This window comes from Paenibacillus sp. FSL H7-0940 (assembly GCF_037979415.1).
Taxonomy (GTDB): Bacteria; Bacillota; Bacilli; order Paenibacillales; family Paenibacillaceae; genus Paenibacillus; species Paenibacillus amylolyticus.
Map to the genome: position 1 here is coordinate 5,350,241 of NZ_CP150280.1, position 23,570 is coordinate 5,373,810.

Sequence of the window (23,570 nt, forward strand, 5' to 3'; positions counted from 1 at the left end):
TCAGACATTAAGTGTAGAGCAATGGTCTTAATTTTGTATAAAAACAAGAACCAGCGCAGAAACAGCACTGGTTCTTATATTAATTGCCCTTTATCTTTTATGAAAATAAATCTTAAATGACTACCTCTTCCCAGCTACCAGCCAAAATTCAGTGTTTTCCCCGTCTCCACCCAAGTTTTGATGCTGCTTAGAATCATCCACCAGCTGCTCTGTGCATTCGCAATGGAAGGATGGTTATCTGTAAATTGATCATTGATTAGGGTCAGCTTCGTACACTCGCCTACCGTTTCCAACTGGAAGAACACTCTGGATTGAAGCTCGGCATGATTCGCATGGTACGACGGTCCAGGATGCTCCTGATAACTAAGTCTGGACAACGGTTCAAATTCTAATATATCTCCATACACATGGACAGTCTCCGCACCATCATTGCCCGGCCCTACATAAGCAAACGGCTGGCCTGGTTGGAAATTGGTGCGAAGTTCACTGCCGAAAAAGCTGTTCCGTGTGCCGTCTGGTGATATTAGAGCATTCCACACCTCTTCCAGTCCTGCATTGATATAGAATTCATATTTCAGTTCCATGGACTCACTCCCTTTATGTATTGGATACGCGATCTGCCAAGCTCGCACTCCTATCCTATCGTTATACCCCAAAGGCCGTATTGTAAAAACGCGACAACAGGTAAAATATAAGCTCTTTATTTTTCGGGAATGTTATACCATGATCCCAACGGATTGCGCCTATATAGTGCTTTCCCAGAAGATCAGATATACTAAACTGGAATGAAATAACAGGTCTGCTCAAGGTAATGCGACTAATTAAGAAAGGAAATGAGATATGAGCCAATCAACCAATATTATGGGTATCCCTTTTCCCAATGTCACGATGGATCAAACCGTTGCGATCCTTGATAAAGTCGTAGATCAGGAAAGCAATGAACTCTTCCATGTCATCACAGGTAATCCCGAGATTGTTATGTCCTGTCAAAAGAATGCATCTCTTCGGAAAGTCGTCGATCAAGCCGGGTTGGTCACGGCTGACGGTGCTGGCATTGTGATGATATCCCGTTTCCGCGGCGGACAATTGACTGAACGGGTAACCGGTTGTGATCTGCTGTTTCGTTTATTAGAGGAAGGCGATCAAAAACACTGGTCATTCTATATGCTGGGAGCAGAGGAACGTGTCAGTGAAGAGGCTGTGAAAGTTATTGCGCAACGTTATCCGGGAGTTGTTGTAAAAGGTAGACACCATGGTTACTTCCAGGCAGATGAGGAACAACAGATTGTGGAAGAGATTTGTACTGCTCAACCAGACTTTCTTATCGTGGCTCTTGGCGCCCCCCATGCGGAACACTGGATTAACAAGTATCGCCACCAGTTGAACGCTCGTGTAGCCATAGGTGTTGGAGGCAGTCTCGATATCGTGGCTGGCAAAACCAAACGTGCCCCTGCGATATGGCAGAAGCTTAACCTGGAATGGCTCTATCGCCTCCTCAGTCAACCTTCGAGATGGCGCAGGCAACTCATTTTACCCCGTTTTGCTGTGCGGGCATTGTTGTTCAGAGAACCTAAATAATGTGAGATGAGCAGGAGGGATGATTCGGATGAAACAGGTAGAACAAGGAGACAGACCAAGTATGGGCCTGTTGAATCTGAATGAAGGTGACCATAAATATCAACTGACACGCCATGCTCCTTCCGAAGCACTTCGACCTTTTGTTAAACATTACTGGATCGTATCGTGGGATCTGACTGGACTTGAACCGTATCCCCAACATGTCGTGCCTAATCCTTGTGTCAATCTGATTGTGGAACGGAACAATACGTTTTTCTTCGGACCATCGGGGCGTAAATTCTCCTATCTTGTGAGCGGGAAAGGTCGTGCATTTGGCGTGAAGTTCAATCCAGGAGGGTTTTATCCCTTCCTTCGGGTTCCTGTTTCTTCATTGTATGGACAACCGATGAATGTATCCAATATTCTTGACGTCACAGCGGAGTCCTTGGAAGACCGGCTTCTTGGGGCGGGGGATGATGCGGATAAAACCAGTAACATCGACCAGCTATTGTGTGCACATCTTCCTGCTGAAGATGCTCAAGCGAGAATGGTTCATGATATTGTGCAACAGATCGAACAGAACCGAGAGATGCTGAGAGTGGATGATCTGTCTTCTTATTGGAATATGCATACACGAAAGCTTCAACGCCTGTTCAATCAGTATGTGGGCATCGGACCCAAAACGGTAATTAAGTTGTATCGTCTGCAAAATGCTGCAGAATGGATGGACCGGGGTCTTCACTGTGACCTGATTAAACTATCTCAGGATCTTGGATATCATGATCAATCCCATTTCATCCGAGATTTCAAGTCCATTATTGGCAGTACACCAGAGGAGTACTTACACTCTAAACATCCGCATGGTGAGCGCCGAGGGCTGATCAATTAGAAACCTGTCCTGAAAATCAGGACAGGTGAATGACTTCTATGGTATCCCCCGTATGGATTACACCTTCCCGCTCAACCGAGCAGACGATTCCACGTTTTTTGCGAGCGGCTGGCACGAACTTTTTGCGCAAACCGTCCTGTTCGTAGAATTGTTCAATCATTTTCCCCGGATGTACACAGGGAAGGTTCTCCCCTTCGCATATTAACCCTGTCCCGTTTGGAAATAGGAGCCGCGTTCCAGCAGGCAGTTCCGTCAATCGATCAATGCCACGAACCAGTATATTGGCACCAAGCCACTCTGGACGCACTTCAGGAATGTTCATTTTCTCAGCAATAAGAGCACATTCTTCCTCAGACACAATACTGATCTGGCGGCGATTCGCAATCGGTGTGCCACGCTTGTAGATTTTCTGACGTGAGTCCGCCGGACGAAGCAGACCATAATGACGGTCACCCGGAATTCCTGCAAGCTCAATGTCGATTAAAGGTACAACTCGGGTCACAAATGTGGATGGATCATCAGCCAACATGACGAATTGAACTGTTCCCATAGTAATCTCCTCCCTTTCCTGAGCAATATTACTTCTTTATTGTTCATTATTACCCAATGAATGGATTGTCGACAATCGGCGTATGCTTACCTTTGTAACCATTTTTTAATTTCAACATCATAACTCAACTGGAAAACGATAAATGATTTTAATAATACGCAATTAAATTGTTACAAATTAAATTTGCTCTTTCCGTTCTTGTTGCAAACAATTATACTAGGATGGACAAGTAAATAAATTACATATCAGAAAGCAAGGTGTTTCCTTTGATTAGTATCATTTTTGTAGCTCTTGTAGCTGTCGAACACTTCTATATCATGGTGATGGAGATGTTTATGTGGACTCGTCCACGCACAATGAAAACCTTTAATCTCACGCCGGAATTCGCCAAATCCACCAAATCTCTCGCGGCCAATCAAGGTCTTTACAATGGATTTCTCGCGGCAGGTCTGATCTGGGGACTCGTATATCCGGATGCTGCCGTTGGACAGCATATTCAGATTTTCTTCCTGGCGTGTGTGATTATCGCGGCTCTTTATGGAGGAGCAACTTCTTCACGGTCGATCATTATCAAACAAGGTTTGCCTGCGATCATTGCGTTGTTGCTAGTTCTGTTCCTGTAATTTCTGTCGAATGGTGCATTGCTTCGATTCATGTTAACTCCTTTATGGTAAGGTAGTGAATAGATAGCAGTGTACAATGACCAGAATCGTTCTGGAATTGGAAGGAGAACATGTCATGGGATTGTTTGACAAGCTTCGGCGGCGCAAAAAGGAAAAAGTACCTGCAGGTGGTGCTGTCGAATCGACGAATTACAGTGAAACCATCGTGGGTTTTGTCCTGCTGGAGCGTGACGATTGTGATTTTGACCTCTTCATCAGGAACATGAAGAACGAATGGGATATCGAGATTGAAGAACGCCCAGAGGAGGGCAATCTCTTTTTCGAAGTGAATGGAATGCAGGTGGTATGTGCCCATATTGCCGCGCCTGTACCCGATCGTGAAGTTGAGGAGAATGCCAAACTCAACATCCTTTGGCGAGAAGCGGAGCAAGTTACCTCACGGCACCAGTCTCAGATTATTGTCTCTGTTCTGAACGCAACAGATGCAATTGAAGGACATGTTCTGTTCACTCAAACAGCGAGTGCTTTGTTACAGTTGGATCACGCGCTTGCCATATACATGGCCCCACTTGTTGTTGAAGCCAGTCAGTATGTCGAAACCAGCCGTGGGATCAAACATGATGAGTTGCCAGTCTCGCTCTGGATTTTCATCGGATTATTCCAAAATGCCGAAGGCGCTTCAGCTTACACTTACGGACTACGTAACTTTGGTAAAGAAGAGATGGAGATTATGCAATCTTCGGAGTCCTTAAGCGATGTATTTGAGATGATGTTCATGACCACAACGTATGTGGTTGAGAACGACGTCACACTGCATGATGGGGAAACACTAGGCTTCTCGGCAGAACAAAAGCTGAGCATTTCCCTTTCCAAAGGTGTAGCAACGGAAGGTAACAGTTTGAAGATTGGCTTCTAATTTAAGTAGTTATCTTAACTTTATCGTGTCACAGTTGTAGAAGCCGTCTGGAGTTCATTCTCTGGGCGGCTTTTAGCTATTTAACCTTCCTCCCAATGACGATATGATAACAATCCCTGAATTTAACTTCACTAGGAATAAGTAGTCCATAAGAACCACTTAATTATGAATTTAGTTTTCATTCTCGTTATAAAAAGGTATAATTAATAGGCTTATAGTCTCATATATTACATATTATTTTATTATCGAGGAGTTGCCTACATGTCTGTTAGACGTTTGGATTCAACTAAACCTATTATTGAAATTATCTGGGAAGGTATTGTTTCTCCTGAACATGTCGAACAAACGAATACAGAAATCCAGAGAATAGCGGAACAATTGGGGAATTCGTTTGATGTGCTAGTAGATATGCGGAACATGAAGGCTTTCCCTCAGGATACCAAAGAAAAAATTGTGGAACACCAGAAACTACTGACACAGTGGGGGATGAAACGAGCTAGTGTAGCCGTAGGTGGTGCGATCGCCAAAATGCAATTGAATCGGATCTCCAAAGAGTCCGCGCACCAGACTGAATTCCAATGGGAAACGTATGACGAGGCTTTGGCATTTTTGTTGAAATAATATTGAAGTGCTACGGACTTAGTATAATAAGAGAGATACCGATGCTGTACATGGCACACAGAAAGAGGCGTTCCCATGAGGAAACGCCTCTTCTTTTGCAGTTCCACGTGGTTTACTCAGTTTTGCCAGTGATCCGAACGCTCATCATTTAAGATTCAAGTTTACTTACACGCACCATCGTTACTGATGTACCATTTAGGGACTCCTCCACAAATCCTAACCGCTTATATAAGCGAATCGCTTGGTTATCCGGGTCAACACTGAGCGAGACTGCTGCAATTCCCCGCCGTTCAACCTCATCTAATGCGGTCTGAAGCAGTAAGGTACCTACTCCTTTTCCACGTGCATCTTCCGTTACAGCCATCCCCATCTCTGGCGTAGCTGCATTCACATAACCGTATCCCGCATTCTGATCCGTATAGAATCTTAATGTTATTGAACCTAGTCTCTTGCCCTGCTGGTCAACTGCAACATACCCGAAATCCCCTTCTCTTCCCCAGTCTTCAACGTATTTGGACAGTCCGGGAGTATGAATACTTTCGATTGGAAAAGGTTCATCACCTTCTCTTCTATGCAGGGATGCGTATAACATCTCCCACAGAAAGGGGATATCCTGTTCTTCAATAGGGCGTACATAATAGTTGGTTATGATGGTCATGTTTGCTCCTCCTTCATCTTTTCAAAAAGGCGGTCCATCTCATTCAGATTAATCTCGTTGGTAATCTCGTAGTCCTCAAGTTGGTCTCTCGTTTTCGCCTCATTGTAGATGGAGATGGACTTTTCATTATAAAACGTCAATCCGAATCCATCGGTAAAGCGACCTTCTTTATTAATGGTAAGTCGCCACTCATAGTAGTGCGGATTCCTTTCGGAAACGTCGAATTCCCGTACTCTTTTAAGTTCAACATCCTTTAATAACTTCAGCATGTCTCTAATCTCTTTGGGATCTGTAATCGTTATTTCATCATCTTCATTATACGATTCATTGTTGAAAATTTTCCTAATCGTCAGTCGATCCAATGTATCCAGCATCGTCATATGATCGGTAACCTCTGCTCGAAACGTCGTATGTTTGCTGGGGATATACTTAGTATATTGACCAGAGGTATACATACGCACTGCAATAGCTAAAAAAACAATAATCATGGCGATACCCATAATCATCTTGATTCGTTTAGTCATCCCAATCCCCTCTCTATACCTACACAAAACATATAAATTGGTAATTATTGATATATTCCAGTATAACATCTCACTTCTTCTGTTCCAATGTCATTTCTTATCTCTGGTCCCTCAATTACGATGACGTTTTGGGCTACACTAAAAATTAAAGATTTAAATGAACAAGCCGCGTTCTCCCATAGGGTGAACGCGGCTTGTTTGTTACTTTGTTATATTGTTTTATTACCTATTCAGAACGAGGTAAGACGATAACACTTATCCCGAGCCATGAATATGACACTCGTAGACTTGGCCTCACGTCTGTTCAGCGTACGCCGAAAACTATTTGTTTTCAGCTCAATACACGACCTGCTGATTCTCGGATAACCAGCTCGGGCTTCAGGACAATCTTCTGCGGTTCTTTTCGCTCATCCTTTAACTCTTCAATCAACAGATCTACAGCGCGATGTCCCAGTTCTTCAATTGGCTGGGCAACGGTCGTAAGCGGTGGACTGGTCACCGAAGCCAGAATGGTATTATCAAACCCGATAATCGACACATCCTCTGGCACGCGTAGGCCCAGCTCTTTGGCTGCCTGAAGTGCACCGATGGCCTGAATGTCATTACAACAGAACAAACCTGTCGGGTGATCCTTCTCACCGAGCAGCAATAGCGCCTCTTTTTTGGCCGAGCTCAGGTCAGCTGCCGATTCTCGAATTTGATTCGGTTCCAGCGTATGACCTGCCTTAATCAGGGTTTCACGGAATCCACGTACACGTTCCTGACTGCTGCTGACTTTGGACGGTTCCGACAGAACCGCTATACGGGTGTGCCCAAGTTCAAGCAGATGCTCCGCTGCGAGTGCTCCACCGAGAATGTCATCAATGGTGACTGTATGAACCGACAGGGACGGCATATGACGGGCAACCAAAGCGACAGGGATGGACTGCTGCAAGAGAGGTGACAAAATTTCGGCATTATCGATTCCGGTTCCGATCATCATGCCATCGACCCTTTTTTGCTGAAGCAGATTCAGATAACGCTCTACCCGCTCGTCCTTATTGTCGGTACTGCAGATGACCACGCTGTAGCCCAACTGACGGCTTCGATCCTCGACTGCTCTAGCGAGTTCTGCAAAATACGGGTTGGAAATGTCCGGTACAAGTAGTCCCAGTGTATACGTCTGCTTACCTGTAAGTGCAGCTGCGATCGCACTGGGTTGATAGTGAAGGCGTTCCATGATCTCCATAATCTCGGCGCGCCGCTTCTCACTGATCTTGCCTTTGCCATTAATGACCTGCGAGACGGTTGCAATGGATACACCCGCCTCGCGTGCTATATCGTATATGGTTGCTTTCATTGTTTTTCCCCATTTGTGCTATATATAAATTTCGTTATACATAGATAATTGTTCTCTTCTTCTCATTATGCAGGGGGAAGTCTGCATACGCAACTTGAAGCCAGCACAATGTGCGTAGCATAAACTGCTTTACTTTTTCATCAACCACTCATGGTCAGGGTCGTTATGGAATTTCCAGGTCCGGGTTGGTCCAGCCATCACGTTCAGATAGTAGACTTCATACCCCGGAGGAGCGCCTACCGGATGATATCCGTCCGGAACAAGCACCACTTCTCCGTTCTTCACTGCTAGCGTCTCGTCCACAGAACGATCATCCGTGTATATACGCTGAATGGCAAACCCCTGCTCAGGCTGCACGCGGAAATAATACGTTTCTTCCAGCAAAGATTCATCCGGGAGTGCGTCCCGATCATGCTTATGTGGCGGGTAACTGGACCAATGCCCATCTGGTGTGAATACCTCAACAACGAGCAGACTGTCCGCTTCCTTCTGTTCCGGCAAAATGTTGTGAATCTGGCGTTCCAGATTACCATACCCTCGCGCCTCTACCCCTACATCTTCGGGTGCAATGAGACGAGCCGGGTGCGTTCCTTTACCGGGTGCAACACATATAGCGATTTCCAGTTCGGTACGTGCTGTGATCTGTACTTGATCGGAAGTTGAGACGTAGACCGAGTACGGAGGTATTTTCTCGAAAACACTCATTCTTTTTCCGATATTATCCCATGTGTGCTCCCGGGTACTTACATTGGCGAAACCACTGAGAAGCACCACACAGAGTTCCTGATCACCGCTCTCACGGGTTAGCGTCTCCCCCTCCGCCAGCTTCGCTACCTGAAAGCCAACATATTCCCACCCCGCCGACTCCGGTGTTACGTTTATAAGTGTACCGTCTCCCTCCGGGTTGACCACGGGTTTCACAATACGTTCTGACATCTTGTCATCCACTCCTTTCTGTAATCGTCCACAACAACCTGATACTTATAAAAAACAAAAACTTGGACCATTCTTGCGCTCTATTAGAAAAAAGTGACTTTAATCATCCACCTATGGCGTTGCCGTTTGCGATTCCAGTGACACCCCAGGGACTTCACTCAGCTTCACAGGTCTTCCCCGCTCCATGGACATTTTTGCTGCCAGTGCAATTCGTTCTGCCTGTACTGCATCGTGGCCATCAACGATAACCGGTGTATCATGAATGATTGCATCGATAAAGAGGACTGTCTCCTGTACATATGCTTCATTGTAGCGTTCCAGGAAAAAGTGTAACGGTTTGTCGCGCATAAGCCCGGCCGCTGTACTGATCTCAGCCGTATTTGGATGATCATTCGCCGCTGCGGCGCTGCCCTTCGAGCCAAATACTTCAACACGCTGATCGTATCCGTATACTGCCTGACGGCTGTTATCAATAACACCAATCGCTCCATTGGCAAAAGTCATCGTTACAATCGCTGTATCCACGTCACCATGTTCCGCAAAAACCGGATTGATCAGCACGTTGCCCTGAGCGTACACTTCTTCCACTTCACTCCCGGACAGATAACGGGCCATGTCAAAATCGTGGATCATCATGTCCATGAAGATCCCGCCAGACACCCGGATGTACTCCGCAGGAGGCGGACTCGGGTCGCGAGACGTAATTTTGATAATATGTGGATCACCAATCGTACCATCCTGCACATGCGCACGTATCCGTCTGAAATTGTGATCGAAGCGGCGGTTAAATCCAATTTGTAGCTTCACGCCAGCCTTCTGAACTGCCGCTACCGCCGCTTGGGTCTGTGCCAGATCCATGCTGACCGGCTTCTCGCAGAAGATATGTTTGCCCGCCTGGGCGGCCTGTTCGATCAACGGCACATGTGTATCTGTTGAAGAACAGATCAGCACCGCGTCTACATTAGGCATCGAGATCAACTCGCTGCTGTTCGTTGTTACAACAGGGATGCCACGACTGGAGGCCCAAGCCTCCAATTCAGGACCTGCAAATAAGTCACTGATTCCCACAATCTCGGCATGCGGGTTACGCAGGAGATTGTCTGCATGAATTTTGCCGATCCGTCCAGCACCGATGATGCCAATTCTCACTTTGTCCTTGCCCATTCCGTTATCCTCCCTATGTGCGTCCATATGGGCTGGGCATTCCCCTTAGCCCGAGTGATGCTCTGGTTGTTACCAGCGCGCCGTTACCATCTTCTTGCGAGTGTAGAATTCAACACCATCCGTACCATTGGCATGTAGATCACCATAGAAGGACTTTTTCCAACCGGAAAACGGGAAAAATGCCATTGGTGCAGGTACGCCCAGGTTAATACCCAACATGCCCGCATCAATCGTTTCACGGAATTGACGCATACTCGCTCCGCTGCGGGTGAACAGACACGCCCCGTTGGCAAAGTCGGAACGGTTCGCCAGCTCAACGGCTTCCTCCAGCGTAGACACTCTTGCCACCGAGAGTACCGGAGCAAAGATCTCATCCTGCCAAATTTTCATATTGCTATCAACTTGGTCAAATACCGTTGGCCCTACAAAATAACCGGATTCACCTGTCGCCTGATCCTTACGTCCATCCCGAATCAATGCCGCGCCTTCCTGCTCTCCGGCTTCAATGTAACTGAGCGTACGCTCTTTATGTGGTCCACGGATGACAGGACCGAGGAACACGCCCTCATCCATGCCGTTACCAATGGTAATGCGGTCTGCCGCTTCCACCAGCTTTTGTACCAGTTCGTCAGCCACATCACCCACAGCCACAACAACCGCACATGCCATGCAACGCTCCCCTGCTGAACCAAAGGCTGCACTGGTAATCTCTTTCACGGTTAGATCCAGATCGGCGTCCGGCATAACGATGGAGTGGTTTTTGGCACCCGCGAGTGCCTGTACCCGTTTGCCATGCTTGGATGCAGTAGTGTAGACGTATTCAGCCACAGGTTGTGATCCGACAAAGGAGATCGCTTGAACATCCTTATGTTCCAGCAACCCGTTCACGACATCATGCGCACCGTGAACGATGTTGAGCACGCCGTCAGGAAGCCCCGCTTCCTTGAACAGCTCTGCCAGGCGGCCTGCCAGCAGCGGTGTGCGCTCGGACGGCTTCAGGACAAAGGTGTTACCACACGCAATAGCAAGCGGGAACATCCAGCACGGTACCATCATCGGGAAGTTGAACGGGGTAATCCCCCCAATTACGCCGATTGGGTAGCGGTACATGCCCGACTCCAGTCCTGTCGCGATATCAGGCAGTTGTTTGCCCATCATCAGATTCGGGGCACCTGCCGCGAACTCGACGCATTCAATGCCACGTAATACCTCGCCGTACGCTTCGGCATAACTTTTACCGTTCTCCAGTGTCACCAGGCGAGCGAGCTCTTCCCAATGTTCAACCAGCAACTGCTGGTAGCGGAACAGAATACGTGCACGGCGCGGAACCGGTGTGCTGCTCCAGGATTTGAACGCTTCTCGTGCTGTCTGAACCGCCAGATCCACGTCCGCTTGTTCGGACAGTGGCACATGTGCAATAACTTCTTCCGTGGCCGGATTCACAACCGGCTCCGTACGAGTTGACGCTGGGGTTACCCAGGCACCTCCGATCCAGTTTTGTACCATTGTCGCTGTTGCAGACGCTTCAGAAATTCCTTTTCCCATAGCCCTGTCTCCCTTCGCTTATGTGTGATCCCTTATGTTCAACTTATATCATTGATGTTGATCTGTATGAGTGTGTTATTCAAAGTATTGCAACGAGCTTCAAGACACGGTGATCTCGCCCCGATTGCAACGTTCGATGTAGTCATTCACCTGTTCCACCGTTGGCATCGCATCCGAACAGCTGTGGCTTGAAATGACGATACTTGCTGCGCCACTGCCATACGCCATACTGCGCTCAATCGTCCAGCCCTGCATCAATCCATACAGGAAGCCGGCCGCATAGGAGTCGCCTGCCCCGAACGTTTTGACCACTTTTGCCGGATAGCTGTCCGCACGGTGAGAAAGCCCTTCACGCGTATAAGCAATGGACCCTTCCTTGCCGTGTTTGATTACTACAATATTTGCTGAGAAATCAAACCATTTCTGTGCAGTCACCTGATCACTATGATCCGGATTGTGGTCGAATGTCTCCATCATGTCGAACTCTTCACGTGTACCGAGGATGATATCGCATTTCTCGGCTGCGAGGTTATAATAGACCGCTGTCTCTTCGTCCGATGTCCATGTGTATGGACGATAGTCCAGATCAAACACAATAACTGTGCCATGTTTTTTCGCATACGTTAGTGCCTGTAATACGGCTTCACGGGATGGGCTCTGCGCGAGGGCAGTGCCTGAGATTAGCAGCACTTTGGAGTCAGCAATCAACTGCTCTTGCACCTCTTGCGCCTGTAATAACAGATCCGCTACGTTGTCTCGGTACATCAGGATACTGCAATCCGTTGGGCTTTTGATTTCGGTAAAGGCAAGCCCTGTCACCGCTCCAGTGTCATCTGTAACTACATTTGATGTGTCGATGCCGTTCTTCTCCAAATAACTCTGGATGAATCTGCCCATCTGGTCACCCGCGATCTTACCGATAAAAGCCGTCTCCATACCCAGTCTGGACATACCAATCGTAATATTGGCCGGAGAGCCGCCAACATACTTTGTGAACGTCATCGTCTCTTCCATCGGGCGATTGATCTCATTGGCGTTCAAGTCGATGCACAAGCGACCAATGGCGGTGAAATCCTTCTTCCTGGATACCGGAAAGGATACGTAAGTCATTGCATGTGAGCCCCTTTCTGTAGTGGGATTTTCCATGTTGTATATGGATATCTAGACTAGTTACTCATTCCATCGTAAGAACTCGTAAACGGCTAGAGTAAGTCATTTTTATTTTCCAATCGTAACGTTATACTCTTGCTAGCCTTCTTCCTTTTCACTTCATGGGTTTGGCCTCTGACCGCTGCAATGCTGAACAAATCAGCTGTGTTGGTATAACGACTCCATATAGTTCAAAGATTGCTTCGCATACTCATATGGGTTATGAATCGCAGGGTCCTGCTCTCCTTCAAGCATCGCCCAGCCATCGTACCCTCGTGTGATCAGTTCTTGCAGAATTGGTGCAAAATCAATGCATCCATCTCCTGGTACGGTGAACACTCCTCTACGAATACAACCGACAAAGTCAGACTGCTCCGCGCGTGCTTCATCCAGCACATGCGGGCGGATATCTTTCAGATGGATATAGGCGATCCGATCATAATGTTTGCGTAGCAGTTCAAGTGGATCGGCTCCGCCATAATAGGCATGACCAGTATCATAGAGCAGGTACACGAGAGAAGGGTCTGTCAGCTCCATCAGTCGATCAATCTCATCCGGTTGCTCTACCACTGTGCCTCCATGATGATGGTACGTAAGCTTCAACCCATGTTCGCGGGCAATAGCTCCTGCTTCGTTCAATCCTTCAGCGAGGATATGCCATTCAGATTCGCTCAGTCTGAGCACTTCTTTTTCATTCGGTGTCCGTCTTGGATCAAAATGAAGTGACCCGCCTACCTCTGCCGTACTGATTACCTTACTGCCCATGGATTGGAGAAATTCCGCATGTTTGCGATAACTGTCCAGCTCCGACTGACGATATGCCGGGTCGGAGAAAAGTACGGATTTCCACTGGGAGACCAGCTTGATATTCCTTTTACTCAATTCCTCACGCAATATAGCGGGATCGGTTGGATACTTACGTCCCATCTCTGTGCCTGTCAGCCCAAGACGCTGAATGTCATCCAGAATCTGTGCACACGTTGTCGCATCACCATGCTCCTTCACATCTTCACCGACCCAATTGATCGGATGAATCCCAAGCTGGAATGGCAGCTTGCTCATTGCTCCACGTCTCCTTTGTCGTTCAACATTGTGGTTCACTATATTAAACTGGATTAAATCGGTCTTGCTTTGGCACGGTTGGCTTGCATGGTGTGATGAGCATGAACTACCTTTTCTTCGGCAGATACCTCAGGTACACCCACATTCCACCATGACTCGTATCCACCTGCGTTGGTTCCAGGCACGACCGGAATCTCAATCAACGTACTCACTGTTTCGTTCTTCGCATCTCGGAGTGCTTGTTCCAGCTGTTCTGCTGTCTCCGCTCTATAGGATTTGGCTCCCATGCTTCGGGCGTGTGCAGCAAAGTCCATTGGCATGTAATCCCCGGTCAGTCGTCCACTCTCGGATTCCCGATAACGGAACTCATTGCCGAACCCGTCACTACCATGTTCCCGCTGTAAATTATGAATACATTGGAATCCATTGTTGTTGAATAATAAAATAGTCATCTTCTTCTGTTCCTGCAAACTGGTCACAAACTCCGAATGCAGCATCAGATAACTGCCATCCCCTACCATGGCGTACACTTCACGATCCGGCTCGGCAAGTGCTGCTCCGAACGCTCCACTTACCTCGTACCCCATACAGGAGAACCCATACTCCATGTGATACGTCTTTGGTTCAGCCGCACGCCACAGACGATGCAGATCGCCTGGCAGACTGCCCGCCGCACACACAATAACGGAAGATGGATCAATGGTCCGGTTAACGATGCCAACTGCTGTAGTCTGTGCCAGCCCTGCTTCATGTTGAGCTGCATACAGCCGATCCACTTCTGCATTCCATTCAGCGCGGAGATCAGCGATTTCGGATGCGCCATATGCACTTCGGTATTGTCTTTCCTGCAATTCCTTCTGCAAAGCCTGCAATCCTTCGCGTGCATCTGCCAGAATGGCTTCCCCGCCTAACTTGGCGGCATCCATGCCATTCAGGTTAATGTTGATGAATGAAGCTTCCGGATGTTGAAAAGCAGAGCGGGACGCCGTCGTAAAATCCGAGAACCGCGTACCGACGCCGATCACAACGTCTGCTTCTCTCGCCAGCCTATTGGCTGCTAGAGAACCTGTAACCCCGATGGCCCCCACATTTAGTGGGTGGTCCCAAGAAACTGCGCTCTTGCCCGCCTGCGTCTCGGCGATCGGAATACCAAATGCCTCGGCGAATTCCACGAGTTGAACGGACGCCTCAGAGTACAACACACCGCCGCCTGCAACGAGCAGCGGTTTCCTGCCTCGGGCAATCTGCTCCGTTGCCCGCTCAATGGCTGCCTGTACTGGGGGGCGACGATCCAGATAATGTACTTTGCGGGCAAAGAACGATTCTGGATAATCGTACGCCTCTGCCTGCACATCCTGCGGCAGTGCGAGCGTTACTGCTCCCGTCTCTGCTGGATCGGTTAGCACACGCATGGCCTGTGTGACAGCAATCATCAACTGTTCGGGACGAACAATGCGATCCCAGTACTTGCTGACGGCTTTGAATGGATCAGTTGCTGAGATTGTATAATCACTGCTCACTTCCAACTGCTGAAGTACCGGGTCCGGTTCCCGTGTAGCAAAGTTATCTCCAGGAAGTAATAAAACCGGAATCCGGTTCACCGTTGCAGTAGCTGCGGCTGTAATCATATTCAAAGCACCAGGTCCAATGGATGTTGTACATGCATAAATCTGTCTACGGTTCTTCTGCTTGGCATAAGCCGTTGCCGTATGCACCATACCTTGTTCGTTCTTGCCTTGCATATACGTCAGGCTTCCCGGACTGCGCTCCAGCGCTTCTCCAATGCCTGTTACATTGCCATGTCCAAAAATACCGATGATTCCCTTCACAAACTTGGTTTCCACCCCGTCAACCGAGATATATTGCTGATCCAGGTATCGAAGCAGTGCCTGAGCCATCGTTAGTCGAATTGTATTCATGAATTGATCGCCGTCCTTTCCTTTACGGGTTAAGCGCTTAATCTACGTTAAGTTTAAGCGCCTTACCCCTAAAGGTTAAGCGCTTAATTGATATGGTATTACAGGTTAATGATTTACGCAAGCTATTTTTGTAAGCGTTTTTATAAATTGTGATAAAGAAAAGATATTCTTGTGTTCGAACATGTGTTAGACCTTCTCTATTTGAACACTTCCACAATGACTAAGGACAGACTTAAAAGAGAGGGGAATATATCGTGAGGATGGGATACACGCTAAAGCCATATAATCCGTGATCTTTGCATACAATTATAATCAATATGCCTGTGAATGCAAAAAAAGAAAGAGACGGTGAGTACCATCTCTTTCTTTTCAATATTTAAGCGGGTGATGGGAATCGAACCCACGCTATTAGCTTGGAAGGCTAAAGTTCTACCATTGAACTACACCCGCATAACAACAATCGGGATGACACGATTTGAACATGCGACCCCCTGGTCCCAAACCAGGTGCTCTACCAAGCTGAGCTACATCCCGTTAACTATACCGGCGAGAGGACTCGAACCTCCACGGTTTCCCACTCGATTTTGAGTCGAGCGCGTCTGCCATTCCGCCACGCCGGCAAAATATGAAGTTATAATGGCGCGCCCTGAGAGATTCGAACTCCCGGCCTTTTGATTCGTAGTCAAACGCTCTATCCAGCTGAGCTAAGGGCGCAAAATATTGGAGCGGAAGACGGGAATCGAACCCGCGACCCTCGCCTTGGCAAGGCGATGCTCTACCGCTGAGCCACTTCCGCAAATAAAGGATGCGCGTGGAGGGACTTGAACCCCCACGTCAAAGACGCTAGATCCTAAGTCTAGTGCGTCTGCCAATTCCGCCACACGCGCATATAATGGTGAGTCATGAAGGGCTCGAACCTTCGACACCCTGATTAAAAGTCAGGTGCTCTACCAACTGAGCTAATGACTCATAGAAAAACTGGTGGAGGATGATGGATTCGAACCACCGAACCCGTACGGGAGCAGATTTACAGTCTGATGCGTTTGGCCGCTTCGCTAATCCTCCAGGATTACATGGTGCCGGCGAGAGGACTTGAACCCCCAACCTACTGATTACAAGTCAGTTGCTCTACCAGTTGAGCTACACCGGCGTATTACATGGTGTTATAAATGGTGGCTCGGGACGGAATCGAACCGCCGACACGAGGATTTTCAGTCCTCTGCTCTACCGACTGAGCTACCGAGCCTTACTAGAATAAAAAAATGGCGGAACCGACGGGATTCGAACCCGCGATCTCCTGCGTGACAGGCAGGCATGTTAGGCCAACTACACCACGGTTCCAGATCACTTTCTCAAAGGAAAGTATAATTGCGGGGGCAGGATTTGAACCTGCGGCCTTCGGGTTATGAGCCCGACGAGCTACCGGGCTGCTCCACCCCGCGTCGTTATAAAGTTTATATGGTGGAGGCTGAGGGGATCGAACCCCCGACCCTCTGCTTGTAAGGCAGATGCTCTCCCAGCTGAGCTAAGCCTCCATATTATGACCCGTAGGGGATTCGAACCCCTGTTACCTCCGTGAAAGGGAGGTGTCTTAACCCCTTGACCAACGGGCCTTACTGGCTCCCCGAACAGGGCTCGAACCTGTGACAACTCGATTAACAGTCGAGTGCTCTACCAACTGAGCTATCAGGGAATGGTGGAGCCAAGCGGGATCGAACCGCTGACCTCCTGCTTGCAAGGCAGGCGCTCTCCCAGCTGAGCTATGGCCCCATACACTGTGTATTTCTTGTTGTGGTCTTGCTATGGGCCCTGGTGGACTCGAACCACCGGCCTCACCCTTATCAGAGGTGCGCTCTAACCAACTGAGCTAAGGGCCCTTATCAATTTTCGAAAAAAAATACCCCAATGGGGTTTCGCTTGGCGGCGTCCTACTCTCCCAGGACCCTGCGGTCCAAGTACCATCGGCGCTAGAGGGCTTAACGGTCGTGTTCGGGATGGGTACGTGTGGAACCCCTCCGCCATCGCCACCAAACGCGTAGCTTACATTTCAGAGTTGTTGTTCTCTGAAAACTAGATTCGAAACGAAACATGCGAATTACAACTTGCTAATTGGATAAGCCCTCGACCGATTAGTACTGGTCAGCTCCATGCATTGCTGCACTTCCACCCCCAGCCTATCTACCTCGTCGTCTTCAAGGGGTCTTACATACTGGGAAATCTCATCTTGAGGGGGGCTTCACGCTTAGATGCTTTCAGCGTTTATCCCGTCCGTACATAGCTACCCAGCGGTGCTCCTGGCGGAACAACTGGTACACCAGCGGTACGTCCATCCCGGTCCTCTCGTACTAAGGACAGCTCCTCTCAAATTTCCTACGCCCACGACAGATAGGGACCGAACTGTCTCACGACGTTCTGAACCCAGCTCGCGTACCGCTTTAATGGGCGAACAGCCCAACCCTTGGGACCTACTTCAGCCCCAGGATGCGATGAGCCGACATCGAGGTGCCAAACCTCCCCGTCGATGTGGACTCTTGGGGGAGATAAGCCTGTTATCCCCAGGGTAGCTTTTATCCGTTGAGCGATGGCCCTTCCATGCGGTACCACCGGATCACTAAGCCCGACTTTCGTCCCTGCTCGACTTGTAGGTCTCGCAGTCAAGCTCCCTTATGCCTTTGCACTCTTCGAATGATTTCCAACCATTCTGAGGGAACCTTTGGGCGCCTCCGTTACTCTTTAGGAGGCGACCGCCCCAGTCAAACTGCCCACCTGACACTGTCCCCGCACCGGATTACGGTACCAGGTTAGAACCTAGATACGATCAGGGTGGTATCCCAACGTTGCCTCCACACAAGCTGGCGCTCATGCTTCAAAGGCTCCCACCTATCCTGTACAGATCGTACCCAAATTCAATATCAAGCTGCAGTAAAGCTCCATGGGGTCTTTCCGTCTTGTCGCGGGTAACCTGCATCTTCACAGGTATTAAAATTTCACCGGATCTCTCGTTGAGACAGCGCCCAAGTCGTTACGCCATTCGTGCGGGTCAGAATTTACCTGACAAGGAATTTCGCTACCTTAGGACCGTTATAGTTACGGCCGCCGTTTACTGGGGCTTCGGTTCACAGCTTCGGATTGCTCCTAACCACTCCCCTTAACCTTCCAGCACCGGGCAGGCGTCAGCCCGTATACTTCGCCTTACGGCTTCGCACAGACCTGTGTTTTTGCTAAACAGTCGCTTGGGCCTTTTCACTGCGGCCCCCTCGTGCTATTCACACTACCGGGGCACCCCTTCTCCCGAAGTTACGGGGTCATTTTGCCGAGTTCCTTAACGAGAGTTCTTCCGCGCGCCTTAGAATACTCTTCTCGCCTACCTGTGTCGGTTTGCGGTACGGGCACCATCACCTGGCTAGAGGCTTTTCTTGGCAGTGTGAGATCATGACCTTCGCTACTATAATTTTCGCTCCCCATCACAGCTCAGCCTTACGATGTGCGGATTTGCCTACACATCAGCCTTACTGCTTAGACGGACATCCATCAGTCCGCGTCACTACCCTACTGCGTCCCCCCATTGCTCATAACGGCTTACGGTGGTACAGGAATTTCGACCTGTTGTCCTTCGACTACGCCTTTCGGCCTCGCCTTAGGTCCCGACTTACCCTGAGCGGACGAGCCTTCCTCAGGAACCCTTAGGCTTTCGGCGGATCAGATTCTCACTGATCTTTTCGTTACTCATACCGGCATTCTCACTTGTATAATGTCCAGCGCTCCTTACGGTACACCTTCAACCCTTATACAACGCTCCCCTACCCCTGATGCAAAGCATCAAGCCATAGCTTCGGTGGTGTGTTTAGCCCCGTTACATTTTCGGCGCAGAGTCACTCGACCAGTGAGCTATTACGCACTCTTTCAATGGTGGCTGCTTCTAAGCCAACATCCTGGTTGTCTGTGCAACTCCACATCCTTTCCCACTTAACACACACTTGGGGACCTTAGCTGATGGTCTGGGCTGTTTCCCTTTTGACAATGGATCTTAGCACTCACTGTCTGACTCCCGGAAGTAAGTCTATGGCATTCGGAGTTTGACTGAGCTTGGTAACCCTTGCGGGCCCCGCACCCAATCAGTGCTCTACCTCCACGACTCTGTTTTCCGAGGCTAGCCCTAAAGCTATTTCGGGGAGAACCAGCTATCTCCGAGTTCGATTGGAATTTCTCCGCTACCCCCACCTCATCCCCGCATTTTTCAACATGCGTGGGTTCGGGCCTCCAGTGCGTGTTACCGCACCTTCACCCTGGACAGGGGTAGATCACCCGGTTTCGGGTCTACGTCCACGTACTACATCGCCCTATTCAGACTCGCTTTCGCTGCGGCTCCGGCTCTTCACCTTAACCTTGCACGGGAACGTAACTCGCCGGTTCATTCTACAAAAGGCACGCCATCACCCCTAAAACGGGCTCTGACTTTTTGTAAGCACACGGTTTCAGGTTCTATTTCACTCCCCTTCCGGGGTGCTTTTCACCTTTCCCTCACGGTACTGCTTCACTATCGGTCGCTAGGAAGTATTTAGCCTTGGCAGATGGTCCTGCCGGATTCATACGGGGTTTCACGTGCCCCGCACTACTCGGGATCCGTCTCGGAGGGAACCAACTTTCAACTACAGGGCTTTTACCTTCTTTGGCGGGCCTTTCCAGACCTCTTCGCTTAACCGGTTCCTTTGTAACTCCATGTGAGACGTCCCACAACCCCAAAGAGCAAGCTCTTTGGTTTGGGCTTCTCCGCGTTCGCTCGCCGCTACTGACGGAATCACTATTGTTTTCTCTTCCTCAGGGTACTTAGATGTTTCAGTTCCCCTGGTATGCCTCTGCATAACCTATGTATTCAGTTATGAGTAACTGGAAATTACCCCAGCTGGGTTTCCCCATTCGGACACCCCCGGATCAAAGCTTGCTTACAGCTCCCCGAGGCAGTTTCGTTGTTCGCCACGTCCTTCATCGGCTCCTAGCGCCTAGGCATCCTCCGTGTGCTCTTAGTAGCTTAACCATTTTGTTCCGGTTTCGGTCGCTCGCTTCCCTTGTTTTACTTGCGCAAAGCCAAAAGTCGCTCTCACCCGATACCCTCACAAAAGCAATTTGACTACCGTTTTTATTGAAACTTGTTTAACACAAGTTCAGCTAAAAAGGAATGTTCTAATTCGCGTTTGTTTCGTTTCGATATCTAGTTTTCAAAGAACAAGCTCCATGCAAAAGCAAGCTGTTTTGAGAGTTTGAGCTCTCAAAACCGAACAACGAGTGAGTGTTTTGCAGCTAAGCTGCGTATTTGAATGTTTCCACTCGGGAAACGATTCTCCATAGAAAGGAGGTGATCCAGCCGCACCTTCCGATACGGCTACCTTGTTACGACTTCACCCCAATCATCTATCCCACCTTCGGCGGCTGGCTCCTTGCGGTTACCCCACCGACTTCGGGTGTTATAAACTCTCGTGGTGTGACGGGCGGTGTGTACAAGACCCGGGAACGTATTCACCGCGGCATGCTGATCCGCGATTACTAGCAATTCCGACTTCATGCAGGCGAGTTGCAGCCTGCAATCCGAACTGAGACCGGCTTTGTTGGGATTGGCTCCATCTCGCGATTTCGCAGCCCGTTGTACCGGCCATTGTAGTACGTGTGTAGCCCAGGTCATAAGGGGCATGATGATTTGACGTCATCCCCACCTTCCTCCGGTTTGTCACCGGCAGTCTATCTAGAGTGCCCATCCGAAATGCTGGCAACTAAATATAAGGGTTGCGCTCGTTGCGGGACTTAACCCAACATCTCACGACACGAGCTGACGACAACCATGCACCACCTGTCTCCTCTGTCCCGAAGGAAAGATACATCTCTGCATCGATCAGAGGGATGTCAAGACCTGGTAAGGTTCTTCGCGTTGCTTCGAATTAAACCACATACTCCACTGCTTGTGCGGGTCCCCGTCAATTCCTTTGAGTTTCAGTCTTGCGACCGTACTCCCCAGGCGGAGTGCTTAATGTGTTAACTTCGGCACCAAGGGTATCGAAACCCCTAACACCTAGCACTCATCGTTTACGGCGTGGACTACCAGGGTATCTAATCCTGTTTGCTCCCCACGCTTTCGCGCCTCAGCGTCAGTTACAGCCCAGAGAGTCGCCTTCGCCACTGGTGTTCCTCCACATATCTACGCATTTCACCGCTACACGTGGAATTCCACTCTCCTCTTCTGCACTCAAGTCACCCAGTTTCCAGTGCGATCCGGGGTTGAGCCCCGGGATTAAACACCAGACTTAAATGACCGCCTGCGCGCGCTTTACGCCCAATAATTCCGGACAACGCTTGCCCCCTACGTATTACCGCGGCTGCTGGCACGTAGTTAGCCGGGGCTTTCTTCTCAGGTACCGTCACCTTGAGAGCAGTTACTCTCCCAAGCGTTCTTCCCTGGCAACAGAGCTTTACGATCCGAAAACCTTCATCACTCACGCGGCATTGCTCCGTCAGGCTTTCGCCCATTGCGGAAGATTCCCTACTGCTGCCTCCCGTAGGAGTCTGGGCCGTGTCTCAGTCCCAGTGTGGCCGATCACCCTCTCAGGTCGGCTACGCATCGTCGCCTTGGTGAGCCGTTACCTCACCAACTAGCTAATGCGCCGCAGGCCCATCCCCAAGTGACAGATTGCTCCGTCTTTCCAGTTTCCTTCAGGCGAAGAAAACAATTATTCGGTATTAGCTACCGTTTCCGGTAGTTGTCCCAAACTTGAGGGCAGGTTGCCTACGTGTTACTCACCCGTCCGCCGCTAACCATCAGAGAAGCAAGCTTCTCTTCAAGTCCGCTCGACTTGCATGTATTAGGCATGCCGCCAGCGTTCGTCCTGAGCCAGGATCAAACTCTCCAATAAAGTATTGAAAAGAGCGATAAGCTCATTTTGAATCTGACGAGATTAAAAATCTCAATTGTGCTCCAGTCGATTCAAGCCAAGGCTTGTCTCAAACTTTCGCGTTCATTCTGCAAGCAGAATGTTTACTCACTCGTTGTTCAGTTTTCAAAGATCAAACTTGTTTTCGTTACCGAGCGTTGTTCTCCTCAGCAACTTTTATATCATAACACTTCCGAACCAACTTAGCAAGCTCTTTTTTTTAAGTTTCTTTCGAAGCTTATTTGTTTTGCCTGCGGCACTTTGTTTCTCGTGTTTTTTTGGCCGGAAATAGAATATATCATATACACAACACAATTACTACTTGTAAAATATCCCATCTAAAAACTAATTATATATTTGATTCAATCTCTTCATAATCTCTTTTCCAATGGCAATATCCTCTTACTATATCCTATATACACTCACCGGTCTAATCTATCTCAATAATAGGTTGTGAATAGACTCATTCAACATCATTACATTCGTTCTATAAGATAAGAAACATAATACATCTTCTCAATAACACTGCTATCTATTATGTCGGTATCAAATCTAATAATTAAGCTCCATAAGCTGTGGGCTTATATAGATTCTGCTTTTCACTTTTTATACCATTATTAGTCTCTGAACCTGCCCATCACTATCGTGTCGTGATACTGTCCATCCGTGTGTCGCCGATCCTTTTTCAAAATACCTTCAATCTCGAAGCCACTCTTTTAGTATAACTCGATTGCCTTTTCATTGGATGCCAGCACGTTCAACGTCATCTTCTCTACACCAGTCCGGTCTGCCCATTCTATCGACCTCTCCAACAAGTTCTTGCCAATCCCATGTCCCCAGAACTCTCGGGCTACACACACGCCGAACTCAACTTTATGGCAAAAGCGCTTCAGCTCTGTACCTTCACATCGGGAGTATCCCACAATCTCCCCTGCCACTACAGCAACAAGGAACAAATTCCGTGACTTCTCAGTGTCCAAATGAATGATCCGCCTAAACCCGGCTGCGTCGATATACGCCTCGCCCTCTTCACGATCCATGTTCTCGGTTTCCCCATCGATTTGTACACGTAGTGAAGACAAGGCCTCAGCATCCTTTTCCTCTGCCGATCTAATGGAGTAAGATAAGCCTTTAATGTAATATTCCTGCTGATCGCTCATCATAAGAACCATACCTCCTCTTCCACTTTGTATAATTACTA

16 protein-coding genes, 17 tRNA genes, 3 rRNA genes and 1 pseudogene are annotated in these 23,570 nt (G+C 48.7%); 5 read left to right on the forward strand and 32 right to left on the reverse strand.

From position 1 onward, the window contains the following. Positions 1 to 134: 134 nt before the first annotated feature. Positions 135 to 584, reverse strand: coding sequence for an SRPBCC family protein (locus tag MHB71_RS23595; protein WP_340027852.1), 450 nt, complete (start codon positions 582 to 584; stop codon positions 135 to 137). 256 nt (positions 585 to 840) lie between these two features. Here MHB71_RS23595 and MHB71_RS23600 point away from each other — a divergent pair, with 256 nt between their 5' ends. Together MHB71_RS23600 and MHB71_RS23605 are read left to right on the forward strand one after the other, a co-directional pair. Then, positions 841 to 1,578: a WecB/TagA/CpsF family glycosyltransferase gene (locus MHB71_RS23600; RefSeq protein WP_340027853.1), complete on the forward strand. Its 738-nt coding sequence runs from the start codon at positions 841 to 843 to the stop codon at positions 1,576 to 1,578. A 28-nt stretch (positions 1,579 to 1,606) separates the two neighbouring features. Next, positions 1,607 to 2,446 carry a helix-turn-helix transcriptional regulator gene (locus tag MHB71_RS23605; RefSeq protein WP_340027854.1) on the forward strand — a complete coding sequence of 280 codons (840 nt, stop codon included), beginning with the start codon at positions 1,607 to 1,609 and terminating at the stop codon, positions 2,444 to 2,446. A gap of 16 nt (positions 2,447 to 2,462) precedes the next feature. Here the strand turns inward: MHB71_RS23605 and MHB71_RS23610 are convergent, their stop codons facing one another. Next, a complete protein-coding gene (locus MHB71_RS23610; RefSeq protein ID WP_340027855.1) occupies positions 2,463 to 2,996 on the reverse strand; it encodes an MOSC domain-containing protein in 534 nt (177 codons plus the stop codon). 266 nt (positions 2,997 to 3,262) lie between these two features. Between MHB71_RS23610 and MHB71_RS23615 the strand changes: the two genes are divergently transcribed. The 3 genes from MHB71_RS23615 to MHB71_RS23625 all read left to right on the forward strand — a co-directional run bounded on the left by MHB71_RS23615 (position 3,263) and on the right by MHB71_RS23625 (position 5,156). Next, on the forward strand, positions 3,263 to 3,619 hold the full coding sequence (locus tag MHB71_RS23615; protein ID WP_036608019.1) for a DUF1304 domain-containing protein: 357 nt from the start codon (positions 3,263 to 3,265) through the stop codon (positions 3,617 to 3,619). A gap of 76 nt (positions 3,620 to 3,695) precedes the next feature. Next, positions 3,696 to 4,535: a DUF4261 domain-containing protein gene (locus MHB71_RS23620; protein ID WP_082218897.1), complete on the forward strand. Its 840-nt coding sequence runs from the start codon at positions 3,696 to 3,698 to the stop codon at positions 4,533 to 4,535. A 261-nt stretch (positions 4,536 to 4,796) separates the two neighbouring features. After that, positions 4,797 to 5,156 carry a hypothetical protein gene (locus MHB71_RS23625; RefSeq protein ID WP_036607981.1) on the forward strand — a complete coding sequence of 120 codons (360 nt, stop codon included), beginning with the start codon at positions 4,797 to 4,799 and terminating at the stop codon, positions 5,154 to 5,156. A gap of 148 nt (positions 5,157 to 5,304) precedes the next feature. On the opposite strand, the gene MHB71_RS23630 is transcribed toward MHB71_RS23625, so the two are convergent. The 30 genes and pseudogenes from MHB71_RS23630 to MHB71_RS23775 all read right to left on the reverse strand — a co-directional run bounded on the left by MHB71_RS23630 (position 5,305) and on the right by MHB71_RS23775 (position 23,532). Next, complete coding sequence (locus tag MHB71_RS23630; RefSeq protein WP_051449808.1) at positions 5,305 to 5,814, reverse strand: GNAT family N-acetyltransferase; 510 nt, start codon at positions 5,812 to 5,814, stop codon at positions 5,305 to 5,307. Next, on the reverse strand, positions 5,811 to 6,338 hold the full coding sequence (locus MHB71_RS23635; protein ID WP_340027856.1) for a hypothetical protein: 528 nt from the start codon (positions 6,336 to 6,338) through the stop codon (positions 5,811 to 5,813). The genes MHB71_RS23630 and MHB71_RS23635 overlap by 4 nt, the downstream gene beginning before the upstream one ends. A 331-nt stretch (positions 6,339 to 6,669) precedes the next feature. Next, positions 6,670 to 7,677 (reverse strand): LacI family DNA-binding transcriptional regulator, encoded by a 1,008-nt coding sequence (locus MHB71_RS23640; RefSeq protein ID WP_340027857.1) that lies wholly within the window; start codon positions 7,675 to 7,677, stop codon positions 6,670 to 6,672. Between the two features lie 129 nt (positions 7,678 to 7,806). Beyond that, the gene (iolB, locus tag MHB71_RS23645) at positions 7,807 to 8,613 is read right to left on the reverse strand and encodes a 5-deoxy-glucuronate isomerase (RefSeq protein ID WP_036607990.1); all 807 of its coding nucleotides are present in this window, start codon (positions 8,611 to 8,613) and stop codon (positions 7,807 to 7,809) included. Positions 8,614 to 8,724: 111 nt separating this feature from the next. Then, a complete protein-coding gene (gene iolG, locus MHB71_RS23650) occupies positions 8,725 to 9,777 on the reverse strand; it encodes an inositol 2-dehydrogenase (protein WP_340027858.1) in 1,053 nt (350 codons plus the stop codon). Between the two features lie 69 nt (positions 9,778 to 9,846). Further along, on the reverse strand, positions 9,847 to 11,322 hold the full coding sequence (locus tag MHB71_RS23655; protein WP_244661184.1) for a CoA-acylating methylmalonate-semialdehyde dehydrogenase: 1,476 nt from the start codon (positions 11,320 to 11,322) through the stop codon (positions 9,847 to 9,849). Between the two features lie 99 nt (positions 11,323 to 11,421). Next, complete coding sequence (gene iolC / locus MHB71_RS23660) at positions 11,422 to 12,432, reverse strand: 5-dehydro-2-deoxygluconokinase (protein WP_047841171.1); 1,011 nt, start codon at positions 12,430 to 12,432, stop codon at positions 11,422 to 11,424. Positions 12,433 to 12,630: 198 nt separating this feature from the next. After that, the gene (iolE, locus tag MHB71_RS23665) at positions 12,631 to 13,533 is read right to left on the reverse strand and encodes a myo-inosose-2 dehydratase (protein ID WP_340027859.1); all 903 of its coding nucleotides are present in this window, start codon (positions 13,531 to 13,533) and stop codon (positions 12,631 to 12,633) included. Positions 13,534 to 13,586: 53 nt separating this feature from the next. Beyond that, on the reverse strand, positions 13,587 to 15,452 hold the full coding sequence (iolD, locus tag MHB71_RS23670) for a 3D-(3,5/4)-trihydroxycyclohexane-1,2-dione acylhydrolase (decyclizing) (protein WP_340027860.1): 1,866 nt from the start codon (positions 15,450 to 15,452) through the stop codon (positions 13,587 to 13,589). 379 nt (positions 15,453 to 15,831) lie between these two features. Beyond that, positions 15,832 to 15,902 (reverse strand) — tRNA-Gly (locus tag MHB71_RS23675). Between the two features lie 10 nt (positions 15,903 to 15,912). Beyond that, a tRNA-Pro gene (locus tag MHB71_RS23680) sits at positions 15,913 to 15,986 on the reverse strand. A gap of 7 nt (positions 15,987 to 15,993) precedes the next feature. Then, positions 15,994 to 16,072: transfer RNA gene (locus MHB71_RS23685), tRNA-Leu, on the reverse strand. A gap of 17 nt (positions 16,073 to 16,089) precedes the next feature. Further along, positions 16,090 to 16,166, reverse strand: a tRNA-Arg gene (locus MHB71_RS23690). A gap of 7 nt (positions 16,167 to 16,173) precedes the next feature. Then, a tRNA-Gly gene (locus MHB71_RS23695) sits at positions 16,174 to 16,248 on the reverse strand. A 10-nt stretch (positions 16,249 to 16,258) separates the two neighbouring features. Further along, positions 16,259 to 16,339, reverse strand: a tRNA-Leu gene (locus tag MHB71_RS23700). A gap of 6 nt (positions 16,340 to 16,345) precedes the next feature. Further along, positions 16,346 to 16,421, reverse strand: a tRNA-Lys gene (locus MHB71_RS23705). Positions 16,422 to 16,431: 10 nt separating this feature from the next. Continuing rightward, a tRNA-Tyr gene (locus MHB71_RS23710) sits at positions 16,432 to 16,517 on the reverse strand. A 9-nt stretch (positions 16,518 to 16,526) separates the two neighbouring features. Continuing rightward, positions 16,527 to 16,602: transfer RNA gene (locus MHB71_RS23715), tRNA-Thr, on the reverse strand. Between the two features lie 20 nt (positions 16,603 to 16,622). Continuing rightward, positions 16,623 to 16,698: transfer RNA gene (locus MHB71_RS23720), tRNA-Phe, on the reverse strand. A 17-nt stretch (positions 16,699 to 16,715) separates the two neighbouring features. Beyond that, positions 16,716 to 16,793, reverse strand: a tRNA-Asp gene (locus tag MHB71_RS23725). A gap of 27 nt (positions 16,794 to 16,820) precedes the next feature. Beyond that, a tRNA-Met gene (locus tag MHB71_RS23730) sits at positions 16,821 to 16,894 on the reverse strand. Between the two features lie 17 nt (positions 16,895 to 16,911). Then, a tRNA-Val gene (locus MHB71_RS23735) sits at positions 16,912 to 16,987 on the reverse strand. Between the two features lie 6 nt (positions 16,988 to 16,993). Next, positions 16,994 to 17,065: transfer RNA gene (locus MHB71_RS23740), tRNA-Glu, on the reverse strand. 4 nt (positions 17,066 to 17,069) lie between these two features. After that, a tRNA-Asn gene (locus MHB71_RS23745) sits at positions 17,070 to 17,145 on the reverse strand. Between the two features lies 1 nt (position 17,146). After that, a tRNA-Ala gene (locus MHB71_RS23750) sits at positions 17,147 to 17,222 on the reverse strand. A 33-nt stretch (positions 17,223 to 17,255) separates the two neighbouring features. Continuing rightward, a tRNA-Ile gene (locus tag MHB71_RS23755) sits at positions 17,256 to 17,329 on the reverse strand. Between the two features lie 38 nt (positions 17,330 to 17,367). Beyond that, a 5S ribosomal RNA gene (rrf, locus tag MHB71_RS23760) occupies positions 17,368 to 17,484 on the reverse strand. 77 nt (positions 17,485 to 17,561) lie between these two features. Beyond that, positions 17,562 to 20,487, reverse strand: a 23S ribosomal RNA gene (locus tag MHB71_RS23765). Positions 20,488 to 20,798: 311 nt separating this feature from the next. Then, positions 20,799 to 22,351: ribosomal RNA gene (locus tag MHB71_RS23770) — 16S ribosomal RNA — on the reverse strand. Together the 16S, 23S and 5S rRNA genes with 17 tRNA genes alongside form the textbook arrangement of a ribosomal RNA operon. Before the next feature lie 635 nt (positions 22,352 to 22,986). Next, positions 22,987 to 23,532, reverse strand: a pseudogene (locus MHB71_RS23775) (GNAT family N-acetyltransferase). Positions 23,533 to 23,570 lie beyond the last annotated feature (38 nt).

Bases quoted from the DNA above. Each gene is read 5' to 3' on its own strand.
- iolG (WP_340027858.1), bottom strand. From the start codon at position 9,777: ATGGGCAAGGACAAAGTGAGAATTGGCATCATCGGTGCTGGACGGATC.
- MHB71_RS23655 (WP_244661184.1), bottom strand. From the start codon at position 11,322: ATGGGAAAAGGAATTTCTGAAGCGTCTGCAACAGCGACAATGGTACAA.
- MHB71_RS23620 (WP_082218897.1), top strand. From the start codon at position 3,696: ATGACCAGAATCGTTCTGGAATTGGAAGGAGAACATGTCATGGGATTG.
- iolD (WP_340027860.1), bottom strand. From the start codon at position 15,452: ATGAATACAATTCGACTAACGATGGCTCAGGCACTGCTTCGATACCTG.
- MHB71_RS23605 (WP_340027854.1), top strand. From the start codon at position 1,607: ATGAAACAGGTAGAACAAGGAGACAGACCAAGTATGGGCCTGTTGAAT.
- MHB71_RS23610 (WP_340027855.1), bottom strand. From the start codon at position 2,996: ATGGGAACAGTTCAATTCGTCATGTTGGCTGATGATCCATCCACATTT.
- MHB71_RS23595 (WP_340027852.1), bottom strand. From the start codon at position 584: ATGGAACTGAAATATGAATTCTATATCAATGCAGGACTGGAAGAGGTG.
- MHB71_RS23625 (WP_036607981.1), top strand. From the start codon at position 4,797: ATGTCTGTTAGACGTTTGGATTCAACTAAACCTATTATTGAAATTATC.
- MHB71_RS23600 (WP_340027853.1), top strand. From the start codon at position 841: ATGAGCCAATCAACCAATATTATGGGTATCCCTTTTCCCAATGTCACG.
- iolB (WP_036607990.1), bottom strand. From the start codon at position 8,613: ATGTCAGAACGTATTGTGAAACCCGTGGTCAACCCGGAGGGAGACGGT.
- MHB71_RS23630 (WP_051449808.1), bottom strand. From the start codon at position 5,814: ATGACCATCATAACCAACTATTATGTACGCCCTATTGAAGAACAGGAT.
- iolC (WP_047841171.1), bottom strand. From the start codon at position 12,432: ATGACTTACGTATCCTTTCCGGTATCCAGGAAGAAGGATTTCACCGCC.
- MHB71_RS23635 (WP_340027856.1), bottom strand. From the start codon at position 6,338: ATGACTAAACGAATCAAGATGATTATGGGTATCGCCATGATTATTGTT.
- MHB71_RS23640 (WP_340027857.1), bottom strand. From the start codon at position 7,677: ATGAAAGCAACCATATACGATATAGCACGCGAGGCGGGTGTATCCATT.
- iolE (WP_340027859.1), bottom strand. From the start codon at position 13,533: ATGAGCAAGCTGCCATTCCAGCTTGGGATTCATCCGATCAATTGGGTC.